Raw genomic sequence first — 24,326 nt, 5'->3', positions numbered from 1 at the left:
AACACAAAATCCCGGACTCTGGCTGAGTCCGGGATTTTTTTATTTGTTGTCTTCCGGGTCCTGGTAGGCCCCGTTTTCGTCCAGGTATTCCAGGTGCAGGTGGGAAGCATCCTCCCCCTCACTGGGGATGGTGCCCACTGTGCCCAGCACGTCCCCCCGGTGGACTTCGTCCCCGGTCTTCACATCCGCCTTGTCCAGGCCGCAGTACCGCCAGGTGCCCCCGTCCAGGGTCTTGACCTCGGCCACCGTGCCCCACAGGGCATCCTCGGTGACAGATGCCACCGTGCCGGCGGTCACCGCATGGACCTTGTCCCCCTTGTCGGCGGCGTAGTCGGCACCGTTGTGGGTGCGCCAGTCGCCCAGGGTCTCGCTGTACACCAGCTCATCCCCGCTGAAGGCCCGGATGGGCTCAGCATCCGCCGGCGATACGGGCAAGGCGGCCGAGGACACCGAAGAATCGCCAGAGGCGGCCCCACCGGCGGACACTGCCCCAGACGGCTGCTGCGCCGAGGAGGAAGCAGGCGACTCGGAGGGCTGTGCAGAGACCTGCGGCGACGGCACAGGCGTCTGCACCGGCACATCCTCGGCGGGATTGGTTACGATGGTATCCGGCTGGTTCCATTGGGCATCCTCCTCCAGGGCGTTCTGGCGTGATTCGGTCAGATCGGCCACATTGCGCACCACACTGCGGATGGCCAGTACCCCGGTGATGGTGGCCACCAGCAGCAGGGCCAGACAGATCAGGTATAATCCTCTTTGCTTGAAAAATGCTTTGAAGCTGTTCATCTTCCCCCGTCCTTTGCTGCAAGATACACCCGCGGGCGGCGCCCGCGGTTCGATTTACGGTTAGTGTGGCACAGGGCGCGGGGGTTTATACAGACAAAACGGGCGGCGCGCAAAAGTTTTGCGCGCCGCCCGTACCATGCCGGTGCTTATTCGCCGAACACCTTGGTGTAGTCGGCCTTGAATTTTTCGATGCCCGCATCGGTGAGGGGATGGTGCAGCATCTGCAGGATGACCTTGTAGGGCACGGTGGCAATGTCCGCCCCGGCCAGGGCACAGTCGGTCACATGGATGGGGTTGCGCACGCTGGCCGCAATGATCTGGGTCTGCAGATCCGGATAGTTCAGGAACATATCGTGGATGGTCTCGATCAGGTCGATACCGGGCTGGCCGATGTCGTCCAGCCGGCCCAGGAAGGGGCTGACATAGGTGGCGCCCGCCCGGGCCGCCAGCAGCGCCTGGTTGGCGGAGAAGATCAGGGTGCAGTTGGTGGGGATGCCTTCCCCGGAAAGGACCTTGATGGCCTTGAGGCCTTCGGCGGTCATGGGGATTTTGACCACCATATGCCCGGGGTCCAGGGCATAGATGGCACGGCCTTCCGCGATCATACCCTCGGCGTCGGTGGTGGTGGCCTTGACTTCCCCGGAGATGGGGCCGTCCACGATGGTGGCGATCTCGGCCAGGGTCTGGGCATAGTCCCGCCCTTCCTTGGCGATCAGGCTGGGATTGGTGGTGACCCCGGCAATGATGCCCATATCGTTGGCCTTGCGGATCTCCTCCACATTGGCGGTATCAATGTACAGTTTCATGCTGATTCACTCCTTAGTCTTTTTCCTTTTTCTGACCATAGTAGGCATGGGGACCGTGCTTGCGCAGGTAGTGCTTGTCCTGCAGATTCTGGGGCGCCGGGGCGGCGTTGGGGTCCACCTGCCGGGTGAGCAGGGCCATCCTGGCCACCTCTTCCAGCACCACCGCATGGTACACCGCCTGGGCCGCATCCTTGCCCCAGGTGAAGGGACCATGGCTGCGGCAGATGACCCCCGGCACCGCCGCCGGGTCGATGTTCCGGGTGCGGAAGGTCTCCACAATGACCTTGCCGGTGTTGCCCTCATAGTCCGATTCCAGCTCGGCGGTGCTCAGCTGCCGCGCACAGGGAACCGGACCGTAGAAGTAATCGGCATGGGTCGTGCCGTAGCAGGGAATGTCCCGTCCGGCCTGGGCCCAGGCCACCGCATAGGGGCTGTGGGTGTGCACGATGCCCCCCAGTGCCGGAAAGGCCCGGTACAGTTCCAGATGGGTCCTGGTGTCGCTGCTGGGGTTCAGGTCCCCTTCCACCACCACACCGGTGTCCAGATCCACCACCACCAGGTCAGCGGGGCGCAGGTCCTCATACGCCACCCCCGAAGGCTTGATGACCACCAGCCCCCGGCTGCGGTCGATGCCCGACACGTTGCCCCAGGTATAGGTGACCAGCCCGCGGCGGGGCAGTTCCATATTGGCTTCATACACTTGCTGTTTCAGATGTTTGAGCATGGGGCCCTCCCTGTGCATTTTCATATTTCTGGTTTTTATTGTAGCGCAGCGGACGGACAATTTCCACTGTTTTGTCAAATAAATCAGATTTTTCCGTGTTTTTTCTATGGTCTGTGCACAAAAAGCCTCTTGTGCGCGGGCCGCGCTTCCCGTATAATCGAAACAGAAGTCTTCCCGCCCCGGGCCTGTGGCGCCAAGGGCGGGAACGTTTGTCAGGAGGTCCTATCATGTCCCACATCATCGTCAACGCCAACCGGTCGGCGGGCGTCATCAACAAAAACATCTACGGCCATTTTTCCGAGCACCTGGGCCGGTGCATCTACGGCGGGCTGGCCAATGCCGACGGCACCCTGCGCACCGACGTGGTCGCCGCCCTGAAAGAACTGCATGTGCCGGTGCTGCGCTGGCCCGGCGGCTGCTTTGCGGACACCTACCACTGGATGGATGGCGTCGGGCCCAAGGCACAGCGCAAGACCATCGTGAACACCAACTGGGGCGGCGTGACCGAGGACAACGCCTTCGGCACCCACGAATTCATGGCCCTGTGCCGGGAACTGGGGTGCGAGCCCTACATTTCCGGCAATGTGGGCAGCGGCACGGTGCAGGAGTTTTCCGACTGGGTGGAGTACTGCAACATGCCCGGGCGCTCCCCCATGGCCGACCTGCGGCGGAAAAACGGCCAGGAAGCCCCCTTCAACGTGCGGTACTGGGGCATCGGCAACGAGACCTGGGGCGGCGGGGGCAACATGCGTCCGGAATTTTACGCCGACCTGTGCCGGCAGTATTCCTCCTTCCTGCGCAGCTACAGTCCCGACCTGAAGCCCTTCCGCATCGCCTGCGGCGCCAGCGAGGACGACTACAACTGGACCCGCCGGGTGGTGGAGAGCGCCGGTCGGGTCATAGATGCCATCAGCCTGCACTACTACACCATCCCCGGGGACAACTGGGGCGTCAAGGGCAGCGCCACCGAATTTGACCGGGACATCTTCTACCACACCCTGTACCGTACCCTGTGGATGGAGGAGCTCATCGAAAACCACAGCCGCATCATCCGCCGGTTCGCCAAAGGCCGGGACATCGGTCTGGCGGTGGATGAGTGGGGCACCTGGTACGATGTGGAGCCGGGTACCAACCCGGGCTTCCTGTTCCAGCAGAACACCATGCGGGATGCCCTGGTGGCGGCTGTCAACCTGAACATCTTCAACAATCACTGCGACACGGTAATCATGGCCAACATTGCCCAGATGGTCAATGTGCTCCAGGCCATGGTGCTCACCGACGGGGACAAGCTGCTGCTGACCCCCACCTACCATGTGTTCCGGATGTACCGGGAACACCAGGACGCCCGCCAGCTGGAGACCTACGCCGAGACCCTGCTGCTGGGCAGCGAGGCGGAGCCGGTGCCCGACCTGCATGTATCGGCCAGCGAAGGGGCGGACGGCACCCTGCTGGTGACGGCGGTGAACCTGAGTGACACCGACGTCTGTCCGGCACAGGTCCTGCTCAGCGGCCGGAAAGCCGGCGCGGTGACCGCCGAGACCCTGGCCGGAGCCCCCGCTGCCCACAACACCTTTGCCACCCCGGACAACGTGCATCCCCTGCCGCTGGAAGTCCGCTGCACCGACAGCGGGTTTGCCGCCCAGCTGCCGCCCTGCAGCGTGACTGCCTTCCGGGTCAGGACGGAATAACCGCCCCGCGGCCGGCTGTTCCCGCGCAAAGTCAAGACCCCCGGCTAAGCCGGGGGCTTGTGTAAGCCCTAGAAGGGCATCGTACCGGCAAGCCTCTCAAGAGGCACTGAAAAATCCGCCACTTGCATCACTTGCCCTACAGCCCGTAAACGGGCGCTGTCTATCCAAGATCAGCTTTCTTGACAATGGTAAAGTTGCTGATCCCTTCTCGCTTCGCTCGATGCTTGAAGCTAAAGCTTTTTTACTCTCCCCAGCAGAGCTGGGGGTTCTCATTTCGCTAAAGCATACAAAAGAAAAGACCGCCCGCCGGGCAGCTGCGTCCGGCGGGCGGTCTTGTGTTTCACAGGGGCATCAATAGCGGTAGACGATGGCGTTCTTGACAGTGGCGGAGGCATCCGGTCCGGCCAGACGGGAAGCCAGGGCCAGGGCGAAGGGGATGGCGGCGCCCAGGGCTTCGCCGGTGATGATGTTGCCGTCCACCGACAGGGGCAGGCCGGTATACTCGGCGCCGCCGGCGGTGAGGGCTTCATCCATGCCGGGGTAGACGGTGGCGCGCTTGCCCTTGAGCAGGCCGAAGGCGGCCAGCACGGTGGGGGCGGCGCAGATAGCGGACACGATTTTGCCGTCGGCGGCCATGCGGGTGCAGGCGTCCTTGACGGTCTGGCTGGCTTTCAGGTTGTTCACCCCCGGAATGCCGCCGGGCAGGATGGCCGCGTCAAACCGGGAATAATCCAGCTCCTCGGCCAGGGCATCGGCCACCACGTTCACCTGACGGGCGGAACGGACCACCTTTTCCCCGCCCACGGCGGCGATGGTCACCTCCACACCGGCACGGCGCAGGATATCCACACACAGAAGGCCCTCGCACTCTTCCAGGCCGGGGGCAAAAAAGATCACAGCTTTGCTCATGGTTTGTCACTCCTTTTGGTAATGGGTTCAGAACGGATGAAAATTGCGGGTCACGTTGCGGATGACCGGCAAGGGATCGGTTTTGCGGCGCAGGGCCGTCACCAGCCCCACAAGAGACATCACTTCCACCAGAATGCCGCAGCTGACAGAGAACTCGTAGCAATAGGGCACAAACCCGATGGCCGCGAACACCACGATCATGGCCAGCAGCACCAGACCCTGGTTCAGATGGAACCGCACAAAGTCATGGTGCCGCCACCGGCTGCAGGCAGGGATCAGAATGAGGATGTTCAGATAGCACAGTGCGCCCATCCACCGGGCGGCGGCGGGCACTTCGGGTTCCTGGGGCCGCTGGGGTTCGGGGGGGCGGGTGGCCGCCGCCCGGGCGGCCTGCTTGCGTTTGGCGCGGCTGCTCATGCCTGGTCCTCCTTGCAGGGTTCACCGAAAAGCACATTCATATACAAGGGCACCTGCAGGGCCCAGGAGGCCTCACAGTGGGACCCGCCCATCTGCAGGTAGGGGTAGACGGCGGCACCGGCTTTCTGCAGGGCGCGGGTCACCTGCAGGGCGTTGTCGGTATACTGGGCCAGACCGTGCTGGCCCTTGGACTCCTTTTCGCCCCAGCTGAAGAAGATGTTGGTGTAGCCCCGCAGTTTGGCCTTTTTCAGGTCGGCCATCAGGGGGTCCATGCACAGCCGCACCGAGGGCGACAGGCACCCCGCCTTGGAAAACACATCATTGTGGGCCACAGCGGCATACAGGCTCATCAGCCCGCCCATGCTGCTGCCCGCAATGGCGGTGTGGGAACGGTCGGGCAATGTGGGCCAGGTCTTGTCCACATAGGCCTTGAACTCCCCGCACAGCCAGTCCAGATACACCTTGCCGGTGCCGCGGATGCCGTTGAACCAGTCGCTGTCATAGGGGCAGTATTCTTCCAGACGCTTGTTGCCTTCGTGGTTGCACTCCACCCCCACCACGATATAGTTGGGATGGGCGTCGTAATACGCCTTCAGGCCCCAGCAGGTGCCGAAGGTGGCGGTTTCATCAAAAAAGAGGTTGTGCCCGTCGAACATGTAGATCACCGGGTATTTTTTCCCGGAAGTCCGCCAGTCATCGGGCAGATGGATGAACACCCGGCGGTCCAGCCCATAGGGGGTGATGCGGGTGGTAAAGGTTTCGACCATGGTCAGATCAGACTCCTTTGTATTGGCTTCCGTGAACCATTGTACCGCAACCGCTGTTTTTTCGCAAGGTGGTTGCAATGGGCCGGGGAGCGTGCTACAATGCTTTCAACCTGTTGGGGTTTTGGTGAAATCGCTCAAAAACAGGAGGAATTTTTGTGGCAAGTATCAAGGAATTCTGCAAGCGCAAGGACGTGATCTTCTCGGCCCACCGGTACGGCATCGACGCCATGGGCGCCATGGCCCAGGGCCTGTTTGCCAGCCTGCTCATCGGCACCATCATCAAGACGCTGGGCGAACAGACCGGTCTGGCCTTTCTGGTGGACGCGGGCACCTATGCCACGGCGGTGGCGGGGCCGGCCATGGCAGCTTCCATCGGCTACGCCCTGAAGGCGCCCCAGCTGGTGCTGTTCAGCCTGATTGCGGTGGGCGGAGCGGCCAACACCCTGGGCGGGGCGGGCGGCCCCCTGGCCGTCTACCTCATCGCCATCGTGGCGGCGGAACTGGGCAAGCTGGTGAGCAAGGAGACCCGCATCGACATCCTGGTGACCCCGGCGGTGACCATCCTGGCGGGGGTGGGGCTCTCGGTGCTGTTTGCCCCGGCCATCGGGGCGGCGGCCTCGGCGGTGGGCAGCGTCATCATGTGGGCCACCGAGCTCCAGCCCCTGCTCATGGGCATCATTGTGTCGGTGCTGGTGGGCGTGGCCCTGACCCTGCCCATCTCCTCGGCGGCCATCTGTGCCGCCCTGAGCCTGACCGGACTGGCCGGCGGCGCCGCCGTGGCGGGCTGCTGCGCCCAGATGGTGGGCTTTGCGGTGATGAGCTACCGGGAAAACGGCGTGGGCGGCCTGGTCAGCCAGGGCCTGGGCACCAGCATGCTCCAGATGCCCAACATCCTGCGCAATCCCCGGGTGTGGATCCCGCCCACGGTGGTTTCGGCCATCACCGGACCCCTGGCCACCTGCCTGTTCCGGCTGGAGCAGAACGGCCCCGCCGTGTCCAGCGGCATGGGCACCTGCGGGCTGGTGGGGCCCATCGGGGTGTACACCGGCTGGGTGGCCGATGCGGCCGCCGGCCTACGTCCGGCGGTGTCCGCCTTTGACTGGGCGGGGCTGCTGCTCATCTGCATCGTCCTGCCCGCCGTGCTCACCCCGCTGGCGGCCATGCCCCTGCGCAGGGCCGGCTGGATCAAGGACGGCGACCTGACCCTTTCCTGACAACCATACAAGGACAGCCCCGGCGGCCTTGCGGCCTGCCGGGGCTGTTTTTTTGTCGGTTTATGCACACCGCTCCCCTGCCCTGCGTATGCTGGGGCAAGGAGGCGATGGTCCCATGAGACTTTCCAACGGCACCGTGCTGCTCAGCTGGCCTTTGGCACAGCATACCCTGACAGCCGGTTACTACTACAACAACGGCAGCTACCACGGCGCCATTGATATGCGGGCGGCGGTGGGCACCCCCGTGTACGCGGCGGAACCCGGCACGGTGGACTGGACCCAGGTGTGGGACGGGCGCACCACCACCGGCAACCAGAGTTACGGCACCGCCCTGCGCATCCGCCACGCCAACGCCCAGGGCAAGACCCTGCAGACCCGGTACGCTCATCTGTCCAGGCTGGCGGTGGCCGCGGGCACCAATGTGGCGGAAGGCCAGCTCATCGGGTACAGCGGGCAGACCGGCAACGTGAGCGGTCCCCATCTGCACTTTGAGGTGATCTGGGACGGAGTGCGCCGCAACCCGCTGGTATGGCTGGACGGGGATTTCAACACCGCGTCCGCCGCCGTGTACACCTACGGACCCGGAGAGGGCCCGGTGCAGCGCCCCGCCGCCCCCGCTGTGGAGAAGAAGACCGTGGTCATCGGGCCGGTATCGGCCGGGGATGCGGAGATCTTCCGCAAGTTTGCGGAGTGGCTGAATCTGCTGAGGATGTACTCGGTGGAAAGTTACGACAACGGCACCCGGGTGGTGGTGCTGGACGGCATCTCCGCCGGGGATGCCCAGATGGCCTACCTGCTGGCGGATTACCTGGGCCTGGTGGACCAGGGGCTGTTCAGAAGCGAAGCAGCGGGCTGAACCTCACGCCCCGCCCCGCAGGCTGTCCCGCAGGGCCAGGACCTTCTGCTCGATGGCGGCGATGACCTGGCGGAATTCGGCGTCGCTCTTGCCGGTGGGGTCTTCCAGGCCCCAGTCCTCCCGCCGTTTGCAGGGCAGGGCCGGACACTGGACGTTGCAGCCCATGGTGATGAGCACATCCACCGGCGGCAGCTTGTCCAGGGTCTTGCTGTACTGGGTCTTTTCCATATCAATGCCGTAGAGGTCCCGCATGAGGCGGACGGCGTCCGGGTTGATGCGGGGCACCGTCTCGGTGCCGGCAGAACAGCTGGTGAACACGTCGGCGGCCAGATGCCGCCCCAGGGCTTCGGCCATCTGGCTGCGGCAGGAATTGTGCACGCAGACAAAGGCCACCACAGGCTTGTGCGCCATCTCAGCCCCTCGCTTTCGCCAGCAGGGCCTTGGCCTGCTCCACACTGAGCACCTGGCCGGCGCTGAGGACCTGGCCGTCCACCACCAGGGCGGGGGTGGTCAGCACGCCGTAGGCGGCGATCTGGGCAAAGTCGGTCACATGGCCCACCTCTTCCTGGATGTTCAGCTCCGCCATGGCAGCGCGTACCGCTCGCTCCAGGGCCTGACAGTTGGCGCACCCGCCGCCCAGGATCAGAATGGCGGCGCCGGTGTTGTCCGCCGGGGTGCTGCAGCCGGAAGCGCAGCCGCAGGAAGCGGGTTCGGATTTTTTCTTGCCAAACAGAAATGCCATAAAATATTCCTCCTTGTAATATTATACTAAAAATACTTGAATTGTATTAAACAGGTAACCCACCAGGACGATGCCCACCACACAGACGCTCACAAACACGGCCAGCAGCTTAGGGCGTACCGCCTTGCGCAGCATGATGAGGGAAGGCAGGGACAGGGTGGTGACTGCCATCATAAAGGAGAGTACGGTACCCAGCTGGGCGCCCTTGCCCAGCAGGGCTTCGGCCACCGGGATGGTACCGAAGATGTCAGCGTACATGGGCACGCCCACCAGCACGGCCAGCACCACGCCCAGGGGGTTGCGGCTGCCCAGCACGGCAGTGACCCAGCTTTCGGGGATCCAGTTATGGATGAGGGCCCCCACCCCCACGCCGATGAGGATGTAGGGGAAGACCTTGCGCAGGGTGCCCACCGCCTGGTTGCGGGCGTATCCCAGCCGGTCCCGCACCCGCAGCCGGGGCAGGTCCAGTTCCGGCGGGCGGGCGGCATGGCGGACAAAGTCCTCCACCTGGTCTTCCAGGTGGAGCTTTTCAATGAGGGAGCCGCCGATCACCGCGATGACCAGCCCCAACACCACATACACCACGGCCACTTTGGCGCCGAAGATGCTCATGAGCAGCACCAGGCTGCCCAGGTCCACCATGGGGGAGGAGATCAGGAAGGAGAAAGTCACCCCCAAAGGCAGCCCCGCCCCGGTAAAGCCGATGAACAGCGGGATGGAGGAGCAGGAGCAGAAGGGGGTGACGGTGCCCAGCAGGGCGGCGGCGGTGTTGGCCCCCAGCCCGTGGAGCCGCCCCAGGATCCGGCGTCCCCGCTCCGGCGGGAAGTAGCTCTGGATGTAGGAGATGGCAAAGATCAGCACACAGAGCAGAATGGTGATCTTGATCACATCATAGAAGAAGAATTGCAGGCTGCCCCCCAGCCGGGTGGTACCGTCCACCCCCAGGGCCGCCAGTCCCCGGCCGATGAGCCGGTTGAGCCACTGCATGCCCAGCAGCTCGTTCTGAATCCATTGCCAGATTGCCATTTCAGGTCACTCCTTGTCTTGTACGGCAGAGCCATACATAAAAATATTTTGATGTGTATTGCCAAAAAAGGGCGCCGCACAACACGGCGCATGGGTTCAGCGGCCGCAGGCGCAGCCGCCGGAACAGGATTCTTCTTCGGTGTTGGGGCGGGTCAGTTCCGCCAGCAGGTCCAGCGCCCGCTGCCGCCCGGTCTCGCTCAGGCGGTAGTGGGTCCACTTGCCCACCTGGGTGCTTTCCACCAGGCCGGACTCACACAGGATCTTCATATGGTAGGAAAGTCCCGGCTGGGTCAGGTCCAACGGCTCCTGCAATACGCAGGCGCACTTTTCCCCGCTGCGCAGCTGCTGCAGAATGGCCAGCCGCTTGGGGTCACACAAGGCCTTGAACACCTTGGCCTCGGCCTGAAAGTCCTGTACCACGGAAGCGCCCTCCTCTCACATCAAAATTTCTTTATGTGAAATAATACACCCTCCCCCCTGCCCTGTCAAGCCCTTTCCCGAAAAAAATCGGCCGCCGCTTTTGGGCGGGGCCGGTCGGGGGAAGATGTTCAGTTCAGGCGGCCATACAGTTCCATGTGGTGGCGGACCTTGCGGGCCAGAGCGTCGTCAAAGGCACCGGACAGCGCCCGCCAGCACCAGTTGGTGCCCAGGGTGGAGGGCACGTTCATCCGGGCCTCATGCCCCAGTCCCAGCAAGTCCTGGGCCTGGACGATGGCCAGGTCGGCCACGCTGGCCCAGGCGGCCCGCATCATGCCCCAGTGGTAGCCTTCCTCCCGGGTGAGCTTGAGGTAGTCCACCGCCTTGCGGGTATCGGCGGCGGGGGCGGTATCGAACCAGCCATTCACCGGTTCATTGTCGTGGGTGCCGGTGTAGACCACGCAGTGCCGGGTGTAGGTGTGGGGCAGGTAGTCCCCGCCGTCCCGGCTGTCGAAGGCAAATTCCAGCACCTTCATGCCGGGATAGCCGCTCTCCCGCAGCAGTTCCCGCACATCGTCGGTGAGAAAGCCCAGGTCCTCCGCAATGATGTCCCGCTTGCCCAGGGCGTTTTCCACCGCCCGGAAGAGGGCGATGCCCGGTCCGGTGCGCCAGCGGCCGTTGCAGGCGTCGGTGCTGCCGTAGGGGATGGCGTAATACCCCGCAAAGCCCCGGAAGTGGTCGATGCGCAGCACATCGTAGGTACTGCACAGCACCCGGATGCGCCGCACCCACCAGGCATAGTCATTCCGGGCCATGGCGTCCCAGTTGTACAGAGGGTTGCCCCACAGCTGGCCGGTGGCGGAAAATCCGTCCGGCGGGCAGCCCGCCACCTCGGTGGGCAGCAGGTCCGGCCCCAGCTGGAAGGCTTCCGGCGCGGACCAGACATCCACGCTGTCGGCGGCCACATAGATGGGCAGGTCCCCAATGATGAAGACGCCTTTCTGGTTGGCATAATGTTTCAGCGCCCTCCACTGGGCAAAAAACAGGTACTGCACCGCCTGCCAGAAGCCGATGGCCCCGGCACAGCGGGTGCGGGCGGCGTCCAGGGCCGCCGGGTCCCGGCGGCGCAGGGCCGGCTCCCACTGGGTCCAGGCACAGCCGCCGTGTTCATCCTTCAGGGCCATGAACAGGGCGTAGTCCGGCAGCCAGAAGGCGTTTTCGGCACAGAAATCAGCATAGGCCGCGGGGGGCGCCTGCAGCAGACGGCCGCAGGCTTTGCGCAGCACCTCCCACCGTTTGCGGTAGAGGGCGCCGTAGTTCACCCGGTCAGGGGTGCTTTCCCAGTCGATGTCCGCGTATTCCTCCCGCTGCAGCAGGCCGTCTGCCGCCAGCAGGTCCAGGTCGATGAGATAGGGGTTGCCCGCAAAGGTGGAGAAGGACTGGTAGGGGCTGTCCCCGTAGCTGGTGGGACAGATGGGCAGGATCTGCCAGTATCTCTGTCCCGCCGCCGCAAGAAAATCCACAAACTCCCGTGCTGCCCTGCCCATGGTGCCGATGCCGTAGGGAGACGGCAGGCTGGACAGGTGCATCAGCACACCGCTTGCGCGCATGGAGAGTTCCTCCTTTCGGTAAAAATGGTCATTGGCCGTTCAGGCACAGCACACTCTCCCCTTCCACCAGCTCATAGGGGACCAGTTCATGAACGGCGTCGCCGTCGTCCTCGATGCAGCGGATGAGGATGCTCACCCCCCGGGAGGCCAGACGGTCGGCGGGCTGGCGGATGGTGGCCAGCCGGGGATTCAGGTAATCGGCCAGCTCGATGCCGTCGAAGCCGCACACCGACACATCCCCCGGCACCTGCAGTCCATGGTCCCGCAGGGCCCGGATGGCCCCGATGGCCATGATATCACTGAAGGCAAAGACGGCGGTCAGGTCCGGGCAGGAGTCCAGCAGCCGTTCCATGGCCTTGTAGCCGTCGGGCATGGTGTAGCGGGCGTCCGCGTAGCAGGCGGCGGCGTCAAAGGGCAGTTCCAGGCGGGAGAAGGCCCCCAGGCAGCCCGCCAGACGGGCGGAGCTGGGATGGGAGCGGCGGATGTCGCCGCCGATAAGCCCGATGCGGCGGTGGCCTTTGGCATAGAGATAGTCGATCATCCGGGCCGCCGCGGCGCTGTCGTCCACGCTGACGCTGGACAGGTTTTCGATTTCGGCGTTGGCGGCCCTGTTGGTCATGAGCAGGCAGGGCACGCCCAGGTCGCTGAGTTCCGGGGTGATGTTGTTGCTGTCCGACCCCAGAAAGATGACCCCGTAGGGCTTGTGTTCCCGGCAGATCTGTCGGGCGCGGTCCACCTCGTTGTCGTTCTCGTCGATATAGTAGACCATGCCGCTGTAGCCGGCGGCGGTGCACTCGGTCTGCATCTTTTCCAGGATAGGGGCAAAGAGCATGTTGTGGGTGCCCTTGACGATCATGGCAATGCCCTGGCTGGCCTGTTGTTTCAGATGTTTGGCGTTGGAGTTGGGACGGAACTTGTATTTGCGGATGACCTCCAGAATGCGGGCGCGGGCCGCAGGGCTGACATTGGGGTTGTTGTTGATCACGCGGGAGACGGTCCCCACCGCGTAACCGGATTCACGGGCAATGTCCTTGATGGTCATGGCATACAGCGTCCTTTCCCGGCGCAGGAGCGCCGGATTGTGTTCAGTCTGCTAAAAAGTATATCATCCTTTTACGGCACCCGCAACCACGCCCTCGATGATGTAGCGCTGACAGACCAGGTACAGGATAACCACCGGCAGGACGGTGAGCATGATGCAGGCCATCATGGGACCCATCTCCACCTTGCCGTAGCTGCCGCGGAAATACTGGATGGCCATGGGGATGGTACGGTACTTCTTGATGTCCAGCACCAGGGTGGGCAGCAGGTAGTCGTTCCACACCCACATGGTCTCCAGAATGGCGGTGGAGATCATGGTGGGTTTCAGGATTGGGCAGACCACCCGGAAGAAGATCTGCAGCGGGTTGCAGCCGTCGATCATGGCGGCTTCCTCGATCTCCACCGGCATGGATTTCATGAAGCCGGTGAACATGAACACCGCCAGTCCGGCGCCGAAGCCCAGGTAGATGATGCAGATGTTGTAGGGGTTGTTGAGCTTGAGGGTATCGGCGGTTTTGGCCAGGGTGAACATGACCATCTGGAAAGGCACCACCATGCTGAACACGCACAGGTAGTACATGCCGCTGGACAGCTTGCCGTGGACCCGGGTGATGTACCAGGCGCACATGGAGCAGCACAGCAGGATCAGCAGCACCGACGACACCGAGATGAACAGGCTGTACCAGAAGGATTCCAGGAAGTTCATGGAGGTGATGCCGTAGATGTAGTTGGCCAACCCGGTGAAGGTTTCGGCGGTGGGCAGCTCAAAGATGCGGGTGGTGGTGATGGCCCGCTCGGTCTTGAGGGAGTTGAGCAGGATCAGCACGATGGGATAGACATAAGCCACGCAGATCAGGGCCAGGATGACCGAGATGCCCCCGTTGATGCGGCGGGTCTTCTGGGAATTTTCCATTACTGCTGCACCTCCTTGGAGCGGGTCAGCCGCAGCTGGACCAGGGCGATGACCACCACCGCCAGGAAGAAGACCACGGCCTTTGCCTGGCCGATGCCCTTCCACTGGGCGCCGCTGCGGGCATAGAAGGTATCGTAGATGTTGTAGGCCAGCCCCTGGGTCAGCTTGGCCGGTTCGCCGCCGGTCAGGGACAGGTTCTGGTCAAAGAGTTTGAAGGAGTTGGTCAGGGTCAGGAAGGTGCAGATGGTGATGCTGGGCATGACCATGGGGATCTTGACCCGGAGCAGCACCTGGCGGGCGGTGGCGCCGTCGATGCGGGCAGCCTCGATGAGGTCGGGAGGCACGTTCTGCAGTCCGGCGATGTAGATGATCATCATGTAGCCGATCTGCTGCCAGCACATGAGGATGACCAGGCCCCAGAAGCCGTAGGTGGCGTTGAGCTGGAGCAACGGCTTTTCCAGCAGGGTGAGCAGGCCGTTGAGCAGGGTGTTCCAGATATAGCCCAGCACCACGCCGCCGATAAGGTTGGGCATGAAGTAAACGGTGCGGAAGATGTTGGTACCCCGCATATGCCGGGTGAGCAGCAGCGCCAGCAGAAAGCCCAGCACGTTGATGAGCACGGTGGCCACGATGGTGAAGGCGGTGCTGAACCAGAAGGCGTGGAGGAAGGTGGTGTCGGCCCAGATCTTGATGTAGTTCTGGATGCCCACAAAGGTCACGTTCTTGACGGTGGTGAACTGGCAGAAGGACAGCCCGATGCCCCAGATAAACGGCCATATAAAACCGATGATGAAGGCCAGCAGGGTGGGCAGCACAAAGACCGGCCAGTATTTTTTGATGGCTTTTTCCATAATGATGTTCCCCATAAAGAAACGGGAAGGGTGGGCGCTGTGCTCGCCCGCCCTTCCCGCTAGGTTACGCGTATTCCGTCACAGACGGTGGTATCAGCCCGCGTTCAGCGCGGCTTCGGTGGCCCAGCCGTCCACAAAGGCGGTGACCACATCATCCCAGGTGCCGGTGCCGGCCGCGTAGGCGGTCAGAGCAGAGCCCAGGTTGTTCTTCCAGTTTTCGGAAGGCATGGTGGTGAAGTTCCAGGACACGGGCACCTTGCCCTCCGCGGTCATTTCCTGGTCTTCCTTCACGAAGACGTTGGTGGATTCCTGGGCGCCCTTGAAGGGGATGACAAAGCCCATGTCGTCGGCCATGGCCTTGGTGCCTTCCTCCGAGGTGACGCACCAGTAGATGAAGTCCAGGGTGGCCTGGATGTCTTCTTCGGGGGCTTCCTTGTTGACGCACCAGTAGTTCTCGGTGCCGGTGCACAGGCCCTGGTTGGCTTCGTCGCCCACGCCGATGTAGATGGGGATCATGGCCAGATCGTCATCGGTGAAGGTGCCATCCTGGGTCAGGTTGACGTACTCCCAGGAACCGTTCTGGTAGAAGACGGCCTCGTTGGCCAGGAACTCGTTGCGGCTGTCGTCGGCGGTCTTGCCGGCCAGCTCGGTGGGCGCGCAGGTGGAGTTGTTGATGTACAGGTCAAAGATGTTCTTGTAGTTGTCCAGGTAGGTACCCTTGATGGCGTCGGTGGAGGTGATTCCCTCGTCCTTGTACTCAAAGTAGATGGGCAGGTTGGCCAGGTGGGTCTTGTACCGCCAGTCGGAGGAAGAATCCATGCCGGCGGAGGTGAAGGCCGCAAAGCCCAGCTCATCCTGGCGGGCGGTGATGTCCTCAGCCACCTTCTTCAGGTCGGCGAAGCTCTTGATGTCGTCGATGGTGTAGCCCGCCTTTTCCAGCAGGGTCTTGTTGGTGATCAGGCCGTAGGATTCAATGACGTAGCCGATGCCCAGGGTGGCGTCCCCGTCCTTCAGGGCGTAGGTGTCGCTGGTCAGCTCCCCGAGGATGGGGGTGCCGGTCAGGTCGTAGCAGTAGTCCTTCCAGTTGGCCAGACCGATGGGGCCATTGACCTGGAACAGGGTGGGCGCGTCGCTCTTGGCCATCTCGCTCATCAGGGTGGTCTCGTACTCACCGGAAGCGGCGGTGACCACCGTGACCGGCACGCCGGTCTGCTCGGTGTAGACGGCGGCCAGGTCCTGCCACTGCTGATCCTGCTCCGGCTTGAAGTTCAGGTAATAGACCTTGCCGGAAGCACCGTCGGTGGCGGCAGCGGTGCCGGTATCGCCGGTGGCAGCGGTGCCGGTATCGCCGGTGGCGGCGGAGCCGCTGCTGCCGGACGAAGCGCCGCATCCGACCAGCAGGCCGGCGGCCATGGTGCAGGCGATGCCCAGAGAAAGAAGTTTCTTGGCTTTCATGGTGTTGTCCTCCTTGCAAATTTCGTTGGGAAGGGGTTCCGTTGCCCCCTGTCGTTCCGCTTTGTCGGTTGGTAACGTTTCCAACCTCTTTCTGTCCATATCATAGCGCGCATTGTCCAGATTTGCAAGGGAATTTTCCACTTTTTCATGATTTTTGTATAAATTGCCAAGGAGCCAACTCCCCTTTTGTGCAGTTATTGCGGGAATCCGGGAAATGCTGATTAGAATCGTTTCTTTTCTGTAACTTTTACGCTGCCGCAACAAAAAAGGACATCCGCCGGCAGCGGATGTCCTTTTGGGGTTCAGGATGCGGGGTCTATCACACCAGCCCGAAGAGCAGACCCACCAGGCGGACCGCACCGGCGGCCAGCCATGCGATGGCGCACTGGCCCACCAGCACGGCGGCTGCCCACTTAGTGCCCAGTTCCCGCCTGATGGCCGCAATGGCCGCCACGCAGGGGGTGTACAGCAGGCAGAAGGCCAGCAGGCTGGCGGCTGCCAGGGGGGTGATGGTGGCCAGCAGCTGTTCGGTGGAGCCGAAGAGCACCGACAGGGTGGAAACCACGCTCTCCTTGGCCATAAAGCCGGAGATGAGGGCGGTGGAGATGCGCCAGTCGCCGAAGCCCAGAGGCGCGAAGATGGGGGCGATCCAGCCGGCGATCACTGCCAGGATGCTCTGCTGGGAGTCGGAGACGATGGCCAGATGGGTGTCAAAGGTCTGCAGGAACCAGATGATGATGGTGGCCACAAAGATCACGGTGAAGGCGCGCTGCAGGAAATCCTTGGCCTTTTCCCACAGCAGCTGGCCCACGTTCTTGGCACCGGGCAGGCGGTAGTTGGGCAGCTCCATGACGAAGGGCACGGCCTCGCCGTGGAAGAGGGTGCCCCGCAGCAGCACCGCCGCCAGGATACCCACGGCGATGCCGCCGAAATAGAGGGCAAACATGACGATGCCCGCCTTGCCGGGGAAGAAGGTGGCCGCAAAGAAGCTGTAGATGGGCAGCTTGGCCGAACAGCTCATGTAAGGGGTGAGCAGGATGGTCATTTTGCGGTCCCGCTCCGAAGGCAGGGTGCGGCTGGCCATGACACCGGGCACGGTGCAGCCGAAGCCGATGAGCATGGGCACGATGCTGCGGCCGGAAAGGCCGATCTTGCGCAGCAGCTTGTCCATGACAAAAGCCACCCGGGCCATGTAGCCGCTGTCCTCCAGCAAAGACAGGAAGAAGAACAGGGTGACGATGATGGGCAGGAAGCTGAGCACGCTGCCCACCCCGTTGAAGATGCCGTCAATGACCAGGGAGTGGAGCACCTCGTTGACGTGCAGGGCGGTCATGCCCGCGTCCACCGCGTTGGTCAGGGCGGTGATGCCCCAGTCCAGCACGGCGGAGAGGGCCGCGCCGATCACGTTGAAGGTGAGGAAGAAGACCAGGGCCATGATGCCGATGAAGCAGGGAATGGCGGTGTAGCGGCCGGTGAGGATCTTGTCCATCTGCACGCTGCGCAGGTGTTCCTTGCTCTCGTGGGGTTTGACCACCGTGCCGGTGCAGACCTTTTCAATGAAGGTGAACCGCATATCCGCGATGGCGGCAGCCCGGTCCAGGCCGCGCTCGTCCTCCATCTGGCGGATGATGGATTCCAGCATCTGCTTTTCGTTGTCGGTGAGTTTCAGCTGGTCCAGGATCAGCTGGTCGCCCTCGGCGATCTTGGTGGCGGCGAACCGCAGGGGGATGCCCTCGGCCTGGGCGTGGTCCTCGATCAGGTGCATGATGCTGTGCAGGCAGCGGTGCACCGCGCCGCCGTGGTCGTTCACGTCACAGAAGTCCTGGCGGCCGGGGCGTTCCTGGTACTTGGTCACATGCAACGCGTGGGAGACCAGCTCGTCGATGCCCTCGTTCTTGGCGGCGGAGATGGGCACCACCGGGATGCCCAGGGCGGATTCCATCTCGTTGACCCGGATGGAGCCGCCGTTCTCCCGCACCTCGTCCATCATGTTCAGGGCCAGCACCATGGGGATGTCCAGTTCCATGAGCTGCATGGTCAGGTAGAGGTTGCGCTCGATGTTGGTGGCGTCCACGATGTTGATGATGCCCCGGGGATGCTCATTGAGCAGGAAGTTCCGGGTGACGATCTCCTCGCTGGAATAGGGGGACATGGAGTAGATGCCCGGCAGGTCGGTGACGCTGGTGTTGGCACGGCCGCGGATGGGGCCGTCCTTGCGGTCCACCGTGACGCCGGGGAAGTTGCCCACATGCTGGTTGGAGCCGGTGAGCTGGTTGAACAGGGTAGTCTTGCCGCAGTTCTGGTTGCCCGCCAGGGCAAAGGTGAGCACCGTGCCTTCCGGCAGGGGGTTCTCGTCCGCCTTGCTGTGGTATTTGCCGCTCTCGCCCAGGCCGGGGTGGGGCAGCGGCACGCCCCGGCGGCGCACCGCTGCGGCGGCTTTTTCGGCGTCGGCCACGTCCTTGATCTCGATCTTTTCGGCGTCGGCCAGCCGCAGGGTCAGCTCATAGCTGTTGATGCGCACCTCCACAGGGTCCCCCATGGGCGCAAACTTCACCATACTGACCCGGGCCCCGGGGATCAGGCCCATATCCAGCAGATGCTGGCGCAAAGCACCCTCCCCGCCCACCGTCACGATGGTGGCGGCTTTGCCGATCGCAAGTTCCTTCAATGTCATTGTTTCTCTTTGCCTCCTGGCTTCTTTCCCACAAATCCGCAGAATACGGAATTTCTCTTATAATCCAGTTTATTGTAGCACAAAGCCCCTGTTCCTACAATACGGGGCCAAGCAAAAAGCCGCACCCCGCAGGGTGCGGCCGAAGGTTCTTTACTCGGTTTTTGCCGCCGGGGCCTGGGGCGCGGCGGCGGGGGCTGCCTGGGCAGCCGGGGCGGCGGGCTTGGCTGCCGGACGGGGAGCCGGTTTGGGCAGCGGGGTGGTGCGGGTGTAGGTGTCGCTGTGGCGGGTGGTGTCCGGGGTGGTGTAGCCCGGAGCCATCTTCAGGCACTTTTTGGGGCAGACGTTGACGCAGTTGCCGCACTGGACACAGTCGAACCGCTGGATGGTCCAGGTGCCGGCGGCCCGGTCCACCGTCAGGGCCCCGGGCGGGCAGCTGCGGGCACACATGCCGCAGCTGATGCAGGATTCGATGTCGATCTCGATATGCCCGCGCATCCGCTCCGGGTACTGGGCCGGGGCAAAGGGATAGCTGGTGGTCACCGGTTTGCGGAAGAGGTTGCGCAGCGCCGTGCCCGCAAAGGGCATAAATTTCAATGAACTCATCTTGGTCTCACCTCTCGGTACAGCTGATGCAGGGGTCAATGGTCAGGATCAGCAGGGGCACATCCGCCAGCTGGCAGCCCTTGAGCATGTTCAGCATGGGCGGAATGTTGCTGGTGGTGGGGGTGCGCAGGCGGAACCGGTCGATGAACTTGGTGCCGTTGGCCTTGACGTAGTAGATGGCCTCGCCCCGGGGCTGCTCGATGCGGGTGAAGTACTCGCCCTTGGGGAAGCCCTTCACCGGCACGGCGATGGGGCCGGCAGGGATCCTGGCCGCCGCCTGCCGGATGAGGTCGAAGGACTGGCTGATCTCCCTGATGCGCACCTCGCACCGGGCGTAGGAGTCGCCATCGTTGGAGGTGATGGGTTCCAGGTCCAGCTCATCGTAGGCGGCGTACCCCAGCTTGCGGGCGTCGCAGGCGATGCCGCTGGCCCGCAGCATGGGTCCCACCGCCCCCATGAGGGTGGCCTGTTCGGGGGTCAGCACCCCCAGGCCCCGCAGGCGGGAGCCGGTGGTGTAGTCCCGCAGGAAGGCGTCCGCGATGGGCTTGAGCTCTTTTTCCATCTCGTTGCAGGTGTCCACGATGTTCTTGAGCATGGTCTCGTCCATGTCCTTGAGCACCCCGCCGATGCAGTTCACCGAGAAGATGACCCGGCCGCCGGTGGTGGCGTCGAACATATCCAGGATCTTTTCCCGCAGTTTCCAGCTTTCCATGAACAGGCTCTCAAAGCCCATGGCGTCGGCCAGCAGGCCCAGCCACAAAAGATGGGAGTGCACCCGGCTCATCTCCATCCAGATGGTGCGCAGATACCGCGCCCGGGGAGGCACTTCCACGTTCATGATCTGTTCCAGGGTCTGGCAGTAGCCCAGCCCGTGGCCGAAGCTGCAGATGCCGCAGACCCGCTCTGCAATGTAGACGTATTCCTTGAAATCCTTGGTCTCCACCAGTTTTTCCAGTCCACGGTGGACAAAGCCGATGCTGGGCACCGCGTCCACCACCACCTCATCCTCCAGGACCAGGTCCAGATGGATGGGTTCGGGCAGGACGGGGTGCTGGGGACCGAAAGGCACAATGCTTCGTTTTGCCATAGTCTTACCCCTTTTCCTTGAACGGCGTGGGCCGCGCGATGCGGTACAGCTTGTCGTGATAATCGCCCTGGATGCTCTCCACCTTCACCCCGAAGAGCTCCGCGGCCTCGTTTTCCTGCAGGAAGGCCCCGGGGTACACCTGGGTGATGCTGGGCACCGATTCCTCGGTGGCCACGGTCAGGCGCAGGGTGCGCATATCATACCCCTTGGCGAAGGAGTAGCTCAGCTCATAGCCGTCGGGCAGGCGCGCGGCGCAGATCTGCACCACCCGCCAGCCGTCCATCTTGAAGCGGATCACCTGGGGCATGAACCGGGCCATGGTGATGGGCTCGATCGTGTTGGCAGCTTCCATTGTCAGCCCTCCTCCTTGTTTTCGTGATAGTTCCTGCGCTTTTCTTCCAGAATTTCCAGCGCTTTCACCACGCCGTCAATGATGGCCTGGGGCCGCGCGGCGCAGCCGGGTACATACACATCCACCGGGATCACCGTGTCGATGCCGCCCTTGATGTTGTAGCAGTCCTTGAACACCCCGCCGGTGCAGGCACAGATGCCCACGGCCACCACCACCTTGGGGTTGGGCATCTGCTCATACAGCTGCTTGACCACGCTTTCGCACTGGGCGTTGACGCCGCCGGTGATGAGCAGGATATCTGCCTGGAAGGGGTCGCCGGTGTTGATGATGCCGAAACGTTCAATATCGTATTTGGGTGTGGTGCAGGCCAGCACCTCAATGTCGCACCCGTTGCAGCTGCTGGCGTCGTAATGCAGCAGCCAGGGGGACTTTGCCAGTTTTTTCATTTTGTATTGCCCCCTTTTTCAGCGTACCAGCATGAGGATCAAGCCGTTGAGCCCGCCGGTGAGCAGGGTGACCACCCAGCAGCCGTCCAGCAGGGTGCGCCACTTGACCCGGGCGGAAACGTTGTCCCACAGAATTTCCAGCAGGAACACCACCAGGCAGGCCACAATGGCGATGGGCCAGCTCCACCAGTGTTCGTTGAGGAAGAAGAGCGCCACGATGCCCAGCATGAGCACCATCTCGTAGTATTCCGCAATGTTCATCACGGCCAGGGTGGGGCCGGCCATCTCGGTGGTGATGCCCTTGACCATCTCCTGGTGGGCATGGTGGCTGGTGGACAGATCAAAGGGCGACTTGCGCAGCTTGATGGCGGTGATGAACATGAAGCCCAGCAAGAAACCGGGCATGACCAGCACCGCGCTGTGGGGCATGCGGATGATGTCCCCCACATGGAAGCTGCCGGTGGCCAGATAGAAGCCCACGGCCATGAGCAGGGTCAGGGGTTCGTAGGCCATCATCTGGATCATCTCCCGTCCGGCGCCCAGGGTGGCGAAGGGGGAAGAATCGCTGGAAGCCGCCATGACCAGGAACATATCGGCGGTGGACAGGATGAACAGGCACATGAGGATGTCCGCCCCCGCAAAGAGCATGGACCCCGCCACGGCCAGAAAGACCAGATAACTCAGGTTGAGCAGCATCTGCACGCTGTTGACCGCGATCATCTGTTTGGAAAACAGCTTTTTGATATCGTAAAAGGGCTGCAGCATGGGCGGGCCCTGACGGCCCTGCATCCGGGCGCTGACGCGGCGGTCCAGCCCGTCCAGCAGGCCGCCCACCAGGGGCGCCAGCAGCAGATACCCCAAAACAGAAACCACCGGCATCATACCGCACCTCCTATGATCACACAGAGCATGACGATGAGCACCCCGGCAGAGATGATGACACCCGGCCGCATGAGGCGGCGGCGCCCGAACTCAAACCGCAGGTACCAGTTGCTCAGATACAGGTGTTCCGGTTCCCCGAAGCTGTTGGTGAAGTAGGTGTTGTCCCCTTCATTGATGCCGCCCATGTAGATGGGCACATAATGGCGATGGGTGGACCGGGTGAGCAGGAACATCAGGGAGGGCACGAACAGCACGCTGACCAGCATGATGGCCATGGTGGTGAGCACGCTCATGGACAGCACTTCATGGGCGGTGCCGTACAGTTCCTGGATGATGGGGGTGACCACCCGGGAGGACACCAGGGGGAACAGCAGGCACAGCCCCAGGGTGGCCGCCGCGTGGATGTACATGGACAGGTACTGGTCCGGGTGGGTGGCGTCGGTGACCTTCACCTTGGTGTGGTGCAAGGACACCAGCTTGCACAGCCACTTGGTCCAGTAGAGCATGGTGGTGGCGCTGCCGTAGGCCAAAAAGATGACCAGCAGGTAGTTTTCCGCATCCACAAAGGCTTTCAGGGCCACCCACTTGGAGATCAGCATGCCGAAGGGCGCCAGGTACATGCCCGCAATGCCGATGCCCATGATGTAGGTCAGCCGGGGCAGGCGGAGCAGCAGGCCGTGCATGTCCTCAATATCCCGGGAACCCAGGGAGTTTTCGATGGAGCCCACAGCCTGGAAGAGCATGGATTTGCTCACCGAGTGGAAGATCATCAGGAGCACCGCGGCCCAGATGGTCTCCTCGGCGCCGATGCCCGCGCAGGCCACGATCAGGCCCAGGTTGGACACGGTGGAGAAGGCCAGCACCTTTTTGCCGTCGTTCTGGGCAATGGCCATCATGCTGGCCGCAATGAAGGTGAAGCCGCCGATGAAGGCCACGGTCATGCCGGTCATGTTGCCCGCCATGGCGGGGGCCAGCCGGATGAGCAGGTAGACGCCCGCCTTGACCATGGTGGCACTGTGCAGCAGGGCGCTGGAGGGGGTGGGCGCCACCATGGCGCCCAGCAGCCAGCTGGAGAAGGGCAGCTGGGCGGACTTGGTCAGTCCGGCCATGGCCAGCAGCACCACCGGGATGGTGGCCTTGGCCGCCACCAGTTCACCCAGCTGAACCGTGTGCAGGGTATGGGCCGCCACCACAATGGCGATGGCAAAGCCGAAGCCGCCCAGCAGGTTCATCCACAGGGCGCGGAAGCTGTTGTTGATGGCTTCCTCGGTGCGGGTGTAGCCGATGAGCAGGAAGGAGATGACCGAGGTGATCTCCCAGAAGAAGTACATCCAGACGAGGTTTTCGGACAGAACCAGGCCGATCATGGCCGCCAGGAAGAAGAACAGCATGGAGAAGAAGAACCCGCTGCGGTCCTGGTAGTCCTTGTGGTGCTGGTGGTAGGCCTGCATGTAGCCCACGGCGTAGATGCAGATGAGCCCGCCCACCAAAGCCACAATGAGGATCATCAGCATGGACAGGCAGTCCAGCTGGATGTGGGTGGGAGATTCCACCGGGCAGGTCAGTTCCGACCAGGCCATGAGCCCGGTCTGCCCCACCGAGAGCAGCACCACCGGGTACTTTTTGTATTTGATGCTCAGCACCACGATGAGGATCATGAGGGCGAACTCACCGGCCAGCATCAGGTGGTCGATAAGGGGCACCGACCCGCACAGGCTGACGATCCCGCCGCCGCCCTGCAGCCATGCCCCCAGCAAAAAGGCGGCCAGCACCATGAGAACGGCGGCGCCCCCGTACACCACGCGCCCCCGCACGCGGGGGTCACGCAGGAGGGGGATCACCAGCGCCATCAGGGCAGGCCACCCGATCAAAATTGGAATGATTGCCATATTTTCAACCTCCTCGGGGAATATTCCCGGACAATCATACAGATTTTTTGACAAATTAGTATCATTATAGTCCTCTTGTTTCCGATTTACAAGTCCGTCTCTTTTGTGGATTTTTGTGCCGGATGGTGCTACAATGAGATGGTGCGGCGGTGGAATACCGCCCTTTTTGAC

25 protein-coding genes are annotated in these 24,326 nt (G+C 62.8%); 3 read left to right on the top strand and 22 right to left on the bottom strand.

Annotation, left to right across the window (positions count from 1 at the left end; genetic code table 11):
* Positions 1-39 precede the first annotated feature (39 nt).
* The 3 genes from AC127K_RS09500 to AC127K_RS09490 form a co-directional block, all read right to left on the bottom strand.
* Positions 40-786: a M23 family metallopeptidase gene (locus AC127K_RS09500; RefSeq protein ID WP_294541753.1), complete on the bottom strand. Its 747-nt coding sequence runs from the start codon at positions 784-786 to the stop codon at positions 40-42.
* A 146-nt stretch (positions 787-932) separates the two neighbouring features.
* Positions 933-1,592 (bottom strand): fructose-6-phosphate aldolase, encoded by a 660-nt coding sequence (fsa, locus tag AC127K_RS09495; RefSeq protein WP_483720394.1) that lies wholly within the window; start codon positions 1,590-1,592, stop codon positions 933-935.
* A 13-nt stretch (positions 1,593-1,605) separates the two neighbouring features.
* Positions 1,606-2,316 carry an L-ribulose-5-phosphate 4-epimerase gene (locus AC127K_RS09490; RefSeq protein ID WP_294541746.1) on the bottom strand — a complete coding sequence of 237 codons (711 nt, stop codon included), beginning with the start codon at positions 2,314-2,316 and terminating at the stop codon, positions 1,606-1,608.
* Positions 2,317-2,543: 227 nt separating this feature from the next.
* On the opposite strand from AC127K_RS09490, the gene AC127K_RS09485 reads away from it, so the two are divergent.
* Positions 2,544-4,004, top strand: a complete 1,461-nt coding sequence (locus AC127K_RS09485) for an alpha-N-arabinofuranosidase (protein ID WP_483720393.1) — start codon at positions 2,544-2,546, stop codon at positions 4,002-4,004.
* A gap of 351 nt (positions 4,005-4,355) precedes the next feature.
* Here the strand turns inward: AC127K_RS09485 and AC127K_RS09480 are convergent, their stop codons facing one another.
* Genes AC127K_RS09480 through AC127K_RS09470 form a run of 3 tightly spaced genes read right to left on the bottom strand, consistent with a single transcriptional unit; the run spans position 4,356 to position 6,097 of the window.
* Positions 4,356-4,913: a DJ-1 family glyoxalase III gene (locus AC127K_RS09480; RefSeq protein ID WP_483720392.1), complete on the bottom strand. Its 558-nt coding sequence runs from the start codon at positions 4,911-4,913 to the stop codon at positions 4,356-4,358.
* Between the two features lie 27 nt (positions 4,914-4,940).
* Positions 4,941-5,330 carry a hypothetical protein gene (locus AC127K_RS09475; protein ID WP_483720391.1) on the bottom strand — a complete coding sequence of 130 codons (390 nt, stop codon included), beginning with the start codon at positions 5,328-5,330 and terminating at the stop codon, positions 4,941-4,943.
* Complete coding sequence (locus AC127K_RS09470) at positions 5,327-6,097, bottom strand: alpha/beta hydrolase (protein WP_483720390.1); 771 nt, start codon at positions 6,095-6,097, stop codon at positions 5,327-5,329. The genes AC127K_RS09475 and AC127K_RS09470 overlap by 4 nt, the downstream gene beginning before the upstream one ends.
* Positions 6,098-6,252: 155 nt before the next feature.
* On the opposite strand from AC127K_RS09470, the gene AC127K_RS09465 reads away from it, so the two are divergent.
* A complete protein-coding gene (locus AC127K_RS09465; RefSeq protein ID WP_483720388.1) occupies positions 6,253-7,311 on the top strand; it encodes a PTS sugar transporter subunit IIC in 1,059 nt (352 codons plus the stop codon).
* Positions 7,312-7,426: 115 nt separating this feature from the next.
* Positions 7,427-8,167 carry a M23 family metallopeptidase gene (locus AC127K_RS09460; protein WP_483720386.1) on the top strand — a complete coding sequence of 247 codons (741 nt, stop codon included), beginning with the start codon at positions 7,427-7,429 and terminating at the stop codon, positions 8,165-8,167.
* A 3-nt stretch (positions 8,168-8,170) separates the two neighbouring features.
* Here the strand turns inward: AC127K_RS09460 and AC127K_RS09455 are convergent, their stop codons facing one another.
* The 16 genes from AC127K_RS09455 to AC127K_RS09380 form a co-directional block, all read right to left on the bottom strand.
* Positions 8,171-8,578 carry an arsenate reductase ArsC gene (locus AC127K_RS09455; RefSeq protein ID WP_483720384.1) on the bottom strand — a complete coding sequence of 136 codons (408 nt, stop codon included), beginning with the start codon at positions 8,576-8,578 and terminating at the stop codon, positions 8,171-8,173.
* A 1-nt stretch (position 8,579) separates the two neighbouring features.
* Positions 8,580-8,909 carry a thioredoxin family protein gene (locus AC127K_RS09450; RefSeq protein WP_483720382.1) on the bottom strand — a complete coding sequence of 110 codons (330 nt, stop codon included), beginning with the start codon at positions 8,907-8,909 and terminating at the stop codon, positions 8,580-8,582.
* 21 nt (positions 8,910-8,930) lie between these two features.
* Positions 8,931-9,935 (bottom strand): permease, encoded by a 1,005-nt coding sequence (locus AC127K_RS09445; protein WP_483720380.1) that lies wholly within the window; start codon positions 9,933-9,935, stop codon positions 8,931-8,933.
* Positions 9,936-10,031: 96 nt separating this feature from the next.
* Positions 10,032-10,355, bottom strand: coding sequence for an ArsR/SmtB family transcription factor (locus AC127K_RS09440; RefSeq protein WP_294541960.1), 324 nt, complete (start codon positions 10,353-10,355; stop codon positions 10,032-10,034).
* Between the two features lie 128 nt (positions 10,356-10,483).
* Complete coding sequence (malQ, locus tag AC127K_RS09435; protein WP_483720379.1) at positions 10,484-11,962, bottom strand: 4-alpha-glucanotransferase; 1,479 nt, start codon at positions 11,960-11,962, stop codon at positions 10,484-10,486.
* Between the two features lie 28 nt (positions 11,963-11,990).
* Positions 11,991-13,004, bottom strand: a complete 1,014-nt coding sequence (locus tag AC127K_RS09430) for a LacI family DNA-binding transcriptional regulator (RefSeq protein ID WP_483720377.1) — start codon at positions 13,002-13,004, stop codon at positions 11,991-11,993.
* A 63-nt stretch (positions 13,005-13,067) separates the two neighbouring features.
* Positions 13,068-13,916, bottom strand: a complete 849-nt coding sequence (locus AC127K_RS09425) for a carbohydrate ABC transporter permease (RefSeq protein WP_483720376.1) — start codon at positions 13,914-13,916, stop codon at positions 13,068-13,070.
* Positions 13,916-14,767, bottom strand: a complete 852-nt coding sequence (locus AC127K_RS09420; RefSeq protein WP_483720375.1) for a carbohydrate ABC transporter permease — start codon at positions 14,765-14,767, stop codon at positions 13,916-13,918. The genes AC127K_RS09425 and AC127K_RS09420 overlap by 1 nt, the downstream gene beginning before the upstream one ends.
* A gap of 93 nt (positions 14,768-14,860) precedes the next feature.
* Positions 14,861-16,222 (bottom strand): ABC transporter substrate-binding protein, encoded by a 1,362-nt coding sequence (locus AC127K_RS09415; protein WP_483720374.1) that lies wholly within the window; start codon positions 16,220-16,222, stop codon positions 14,861-14,863.
* A gap of 319 nt (positions 16,223-16,541) precedes the next feature.
* Positions 16,542-18,896: a ferrous iron transport protein B gene (gene feoB, locus AC127K_RS09410; RefSeq protein ID WP_483720373.1), complete on the bottom strand. Its 2,355-nt coding sequence runs from the start codon at positions 18,894-18,896 to the stop codon at positions 16,542-16,544.
* Between the two features lie 150 nt (positions 18,897-19,046).
* A complete protein-coding gene (locus AC127K_RS09405; protein ID WP_483720372.1) occupies positions 19,047-19,499 on the bottom strand; it encodes a 4Fe-4S binding protein in 453 nt (150 codons plus the stop codon).
* Positions 19,500-19,506: 7 nt separating this feature from the next.
* Complete coding sequence (locus AC127K_RS09400) at positions 19,507-20,586, bottom strand: hydrogenase large subunit (protein WP_483720371.1); 1,080 nt, start codon at positions 20,584-20,586, stop codon at positions 19,507-19,509.
* Between the two features lie 4 nt (positions 20,587-20,590).
* A complete protein-coding gene (locus tag AC127K_RS09395; RefSeq protein WP_294542396.1) occupies positions 20,591-20,938 on the bottom strand; it encodes an NADH-quinone oxidoreductase subunit C in 348 nt (115 codons plus the stop codon).
* 2 nt (positions 20,939-20,940) lie between these two features.
* Positions 20,941-21,384 (bottom strand): NADH-quinone oxidoreductase subunit B family protein, encoded by a 444-nt coding sequence (locus AC127K_RS09390; RefSeq protein WP_294542395.1) that lies wholly within the window; start codon positions 21,382-21,384, stop codon positions 20,941-20,943.
* An 18-nt stretch (positions 21,385-21,402) separates the two neighbouring features.
* Positions 21,403-22,266: a respiratory chain complex I subunit 1 family protein gene (locus tag AC127K_RS09385; protein ID WP_483720370.1), complete on the bottom strand. Its 864-nt coding sequence runs from the start codon at positions 22,264-22,266 to the stop codon at positions 21,403-21,405.
* The gene (locus AC127K_RS09380; RefSeq protein WP_483720369.1) at positions 22,263-24,155 is read right to left on the bottom strand and encodes an NADH-quinone oxidoreductase subunit 5 family protein; all 1,893 of its coding nucleotides are present in this window, start codon (positions 24,153-24,155) and stop codon (positions 22,263-22,265) included. The genes AC127K_RS09385 and AC127K_RS09380 overlap by 4 nt, the downstream gene beginning before the upstream one ends.
* Between the last annotated feature and the right edge of the window lie 171 nt (positions 24,156-24,326).

It is taken from the genome of Subdoligranulum sp. DSM 23681 (assembly GCF_057005535.1).
This window is presented reverse-complemented; position numbering and strand designations above follow the sequence as displayed.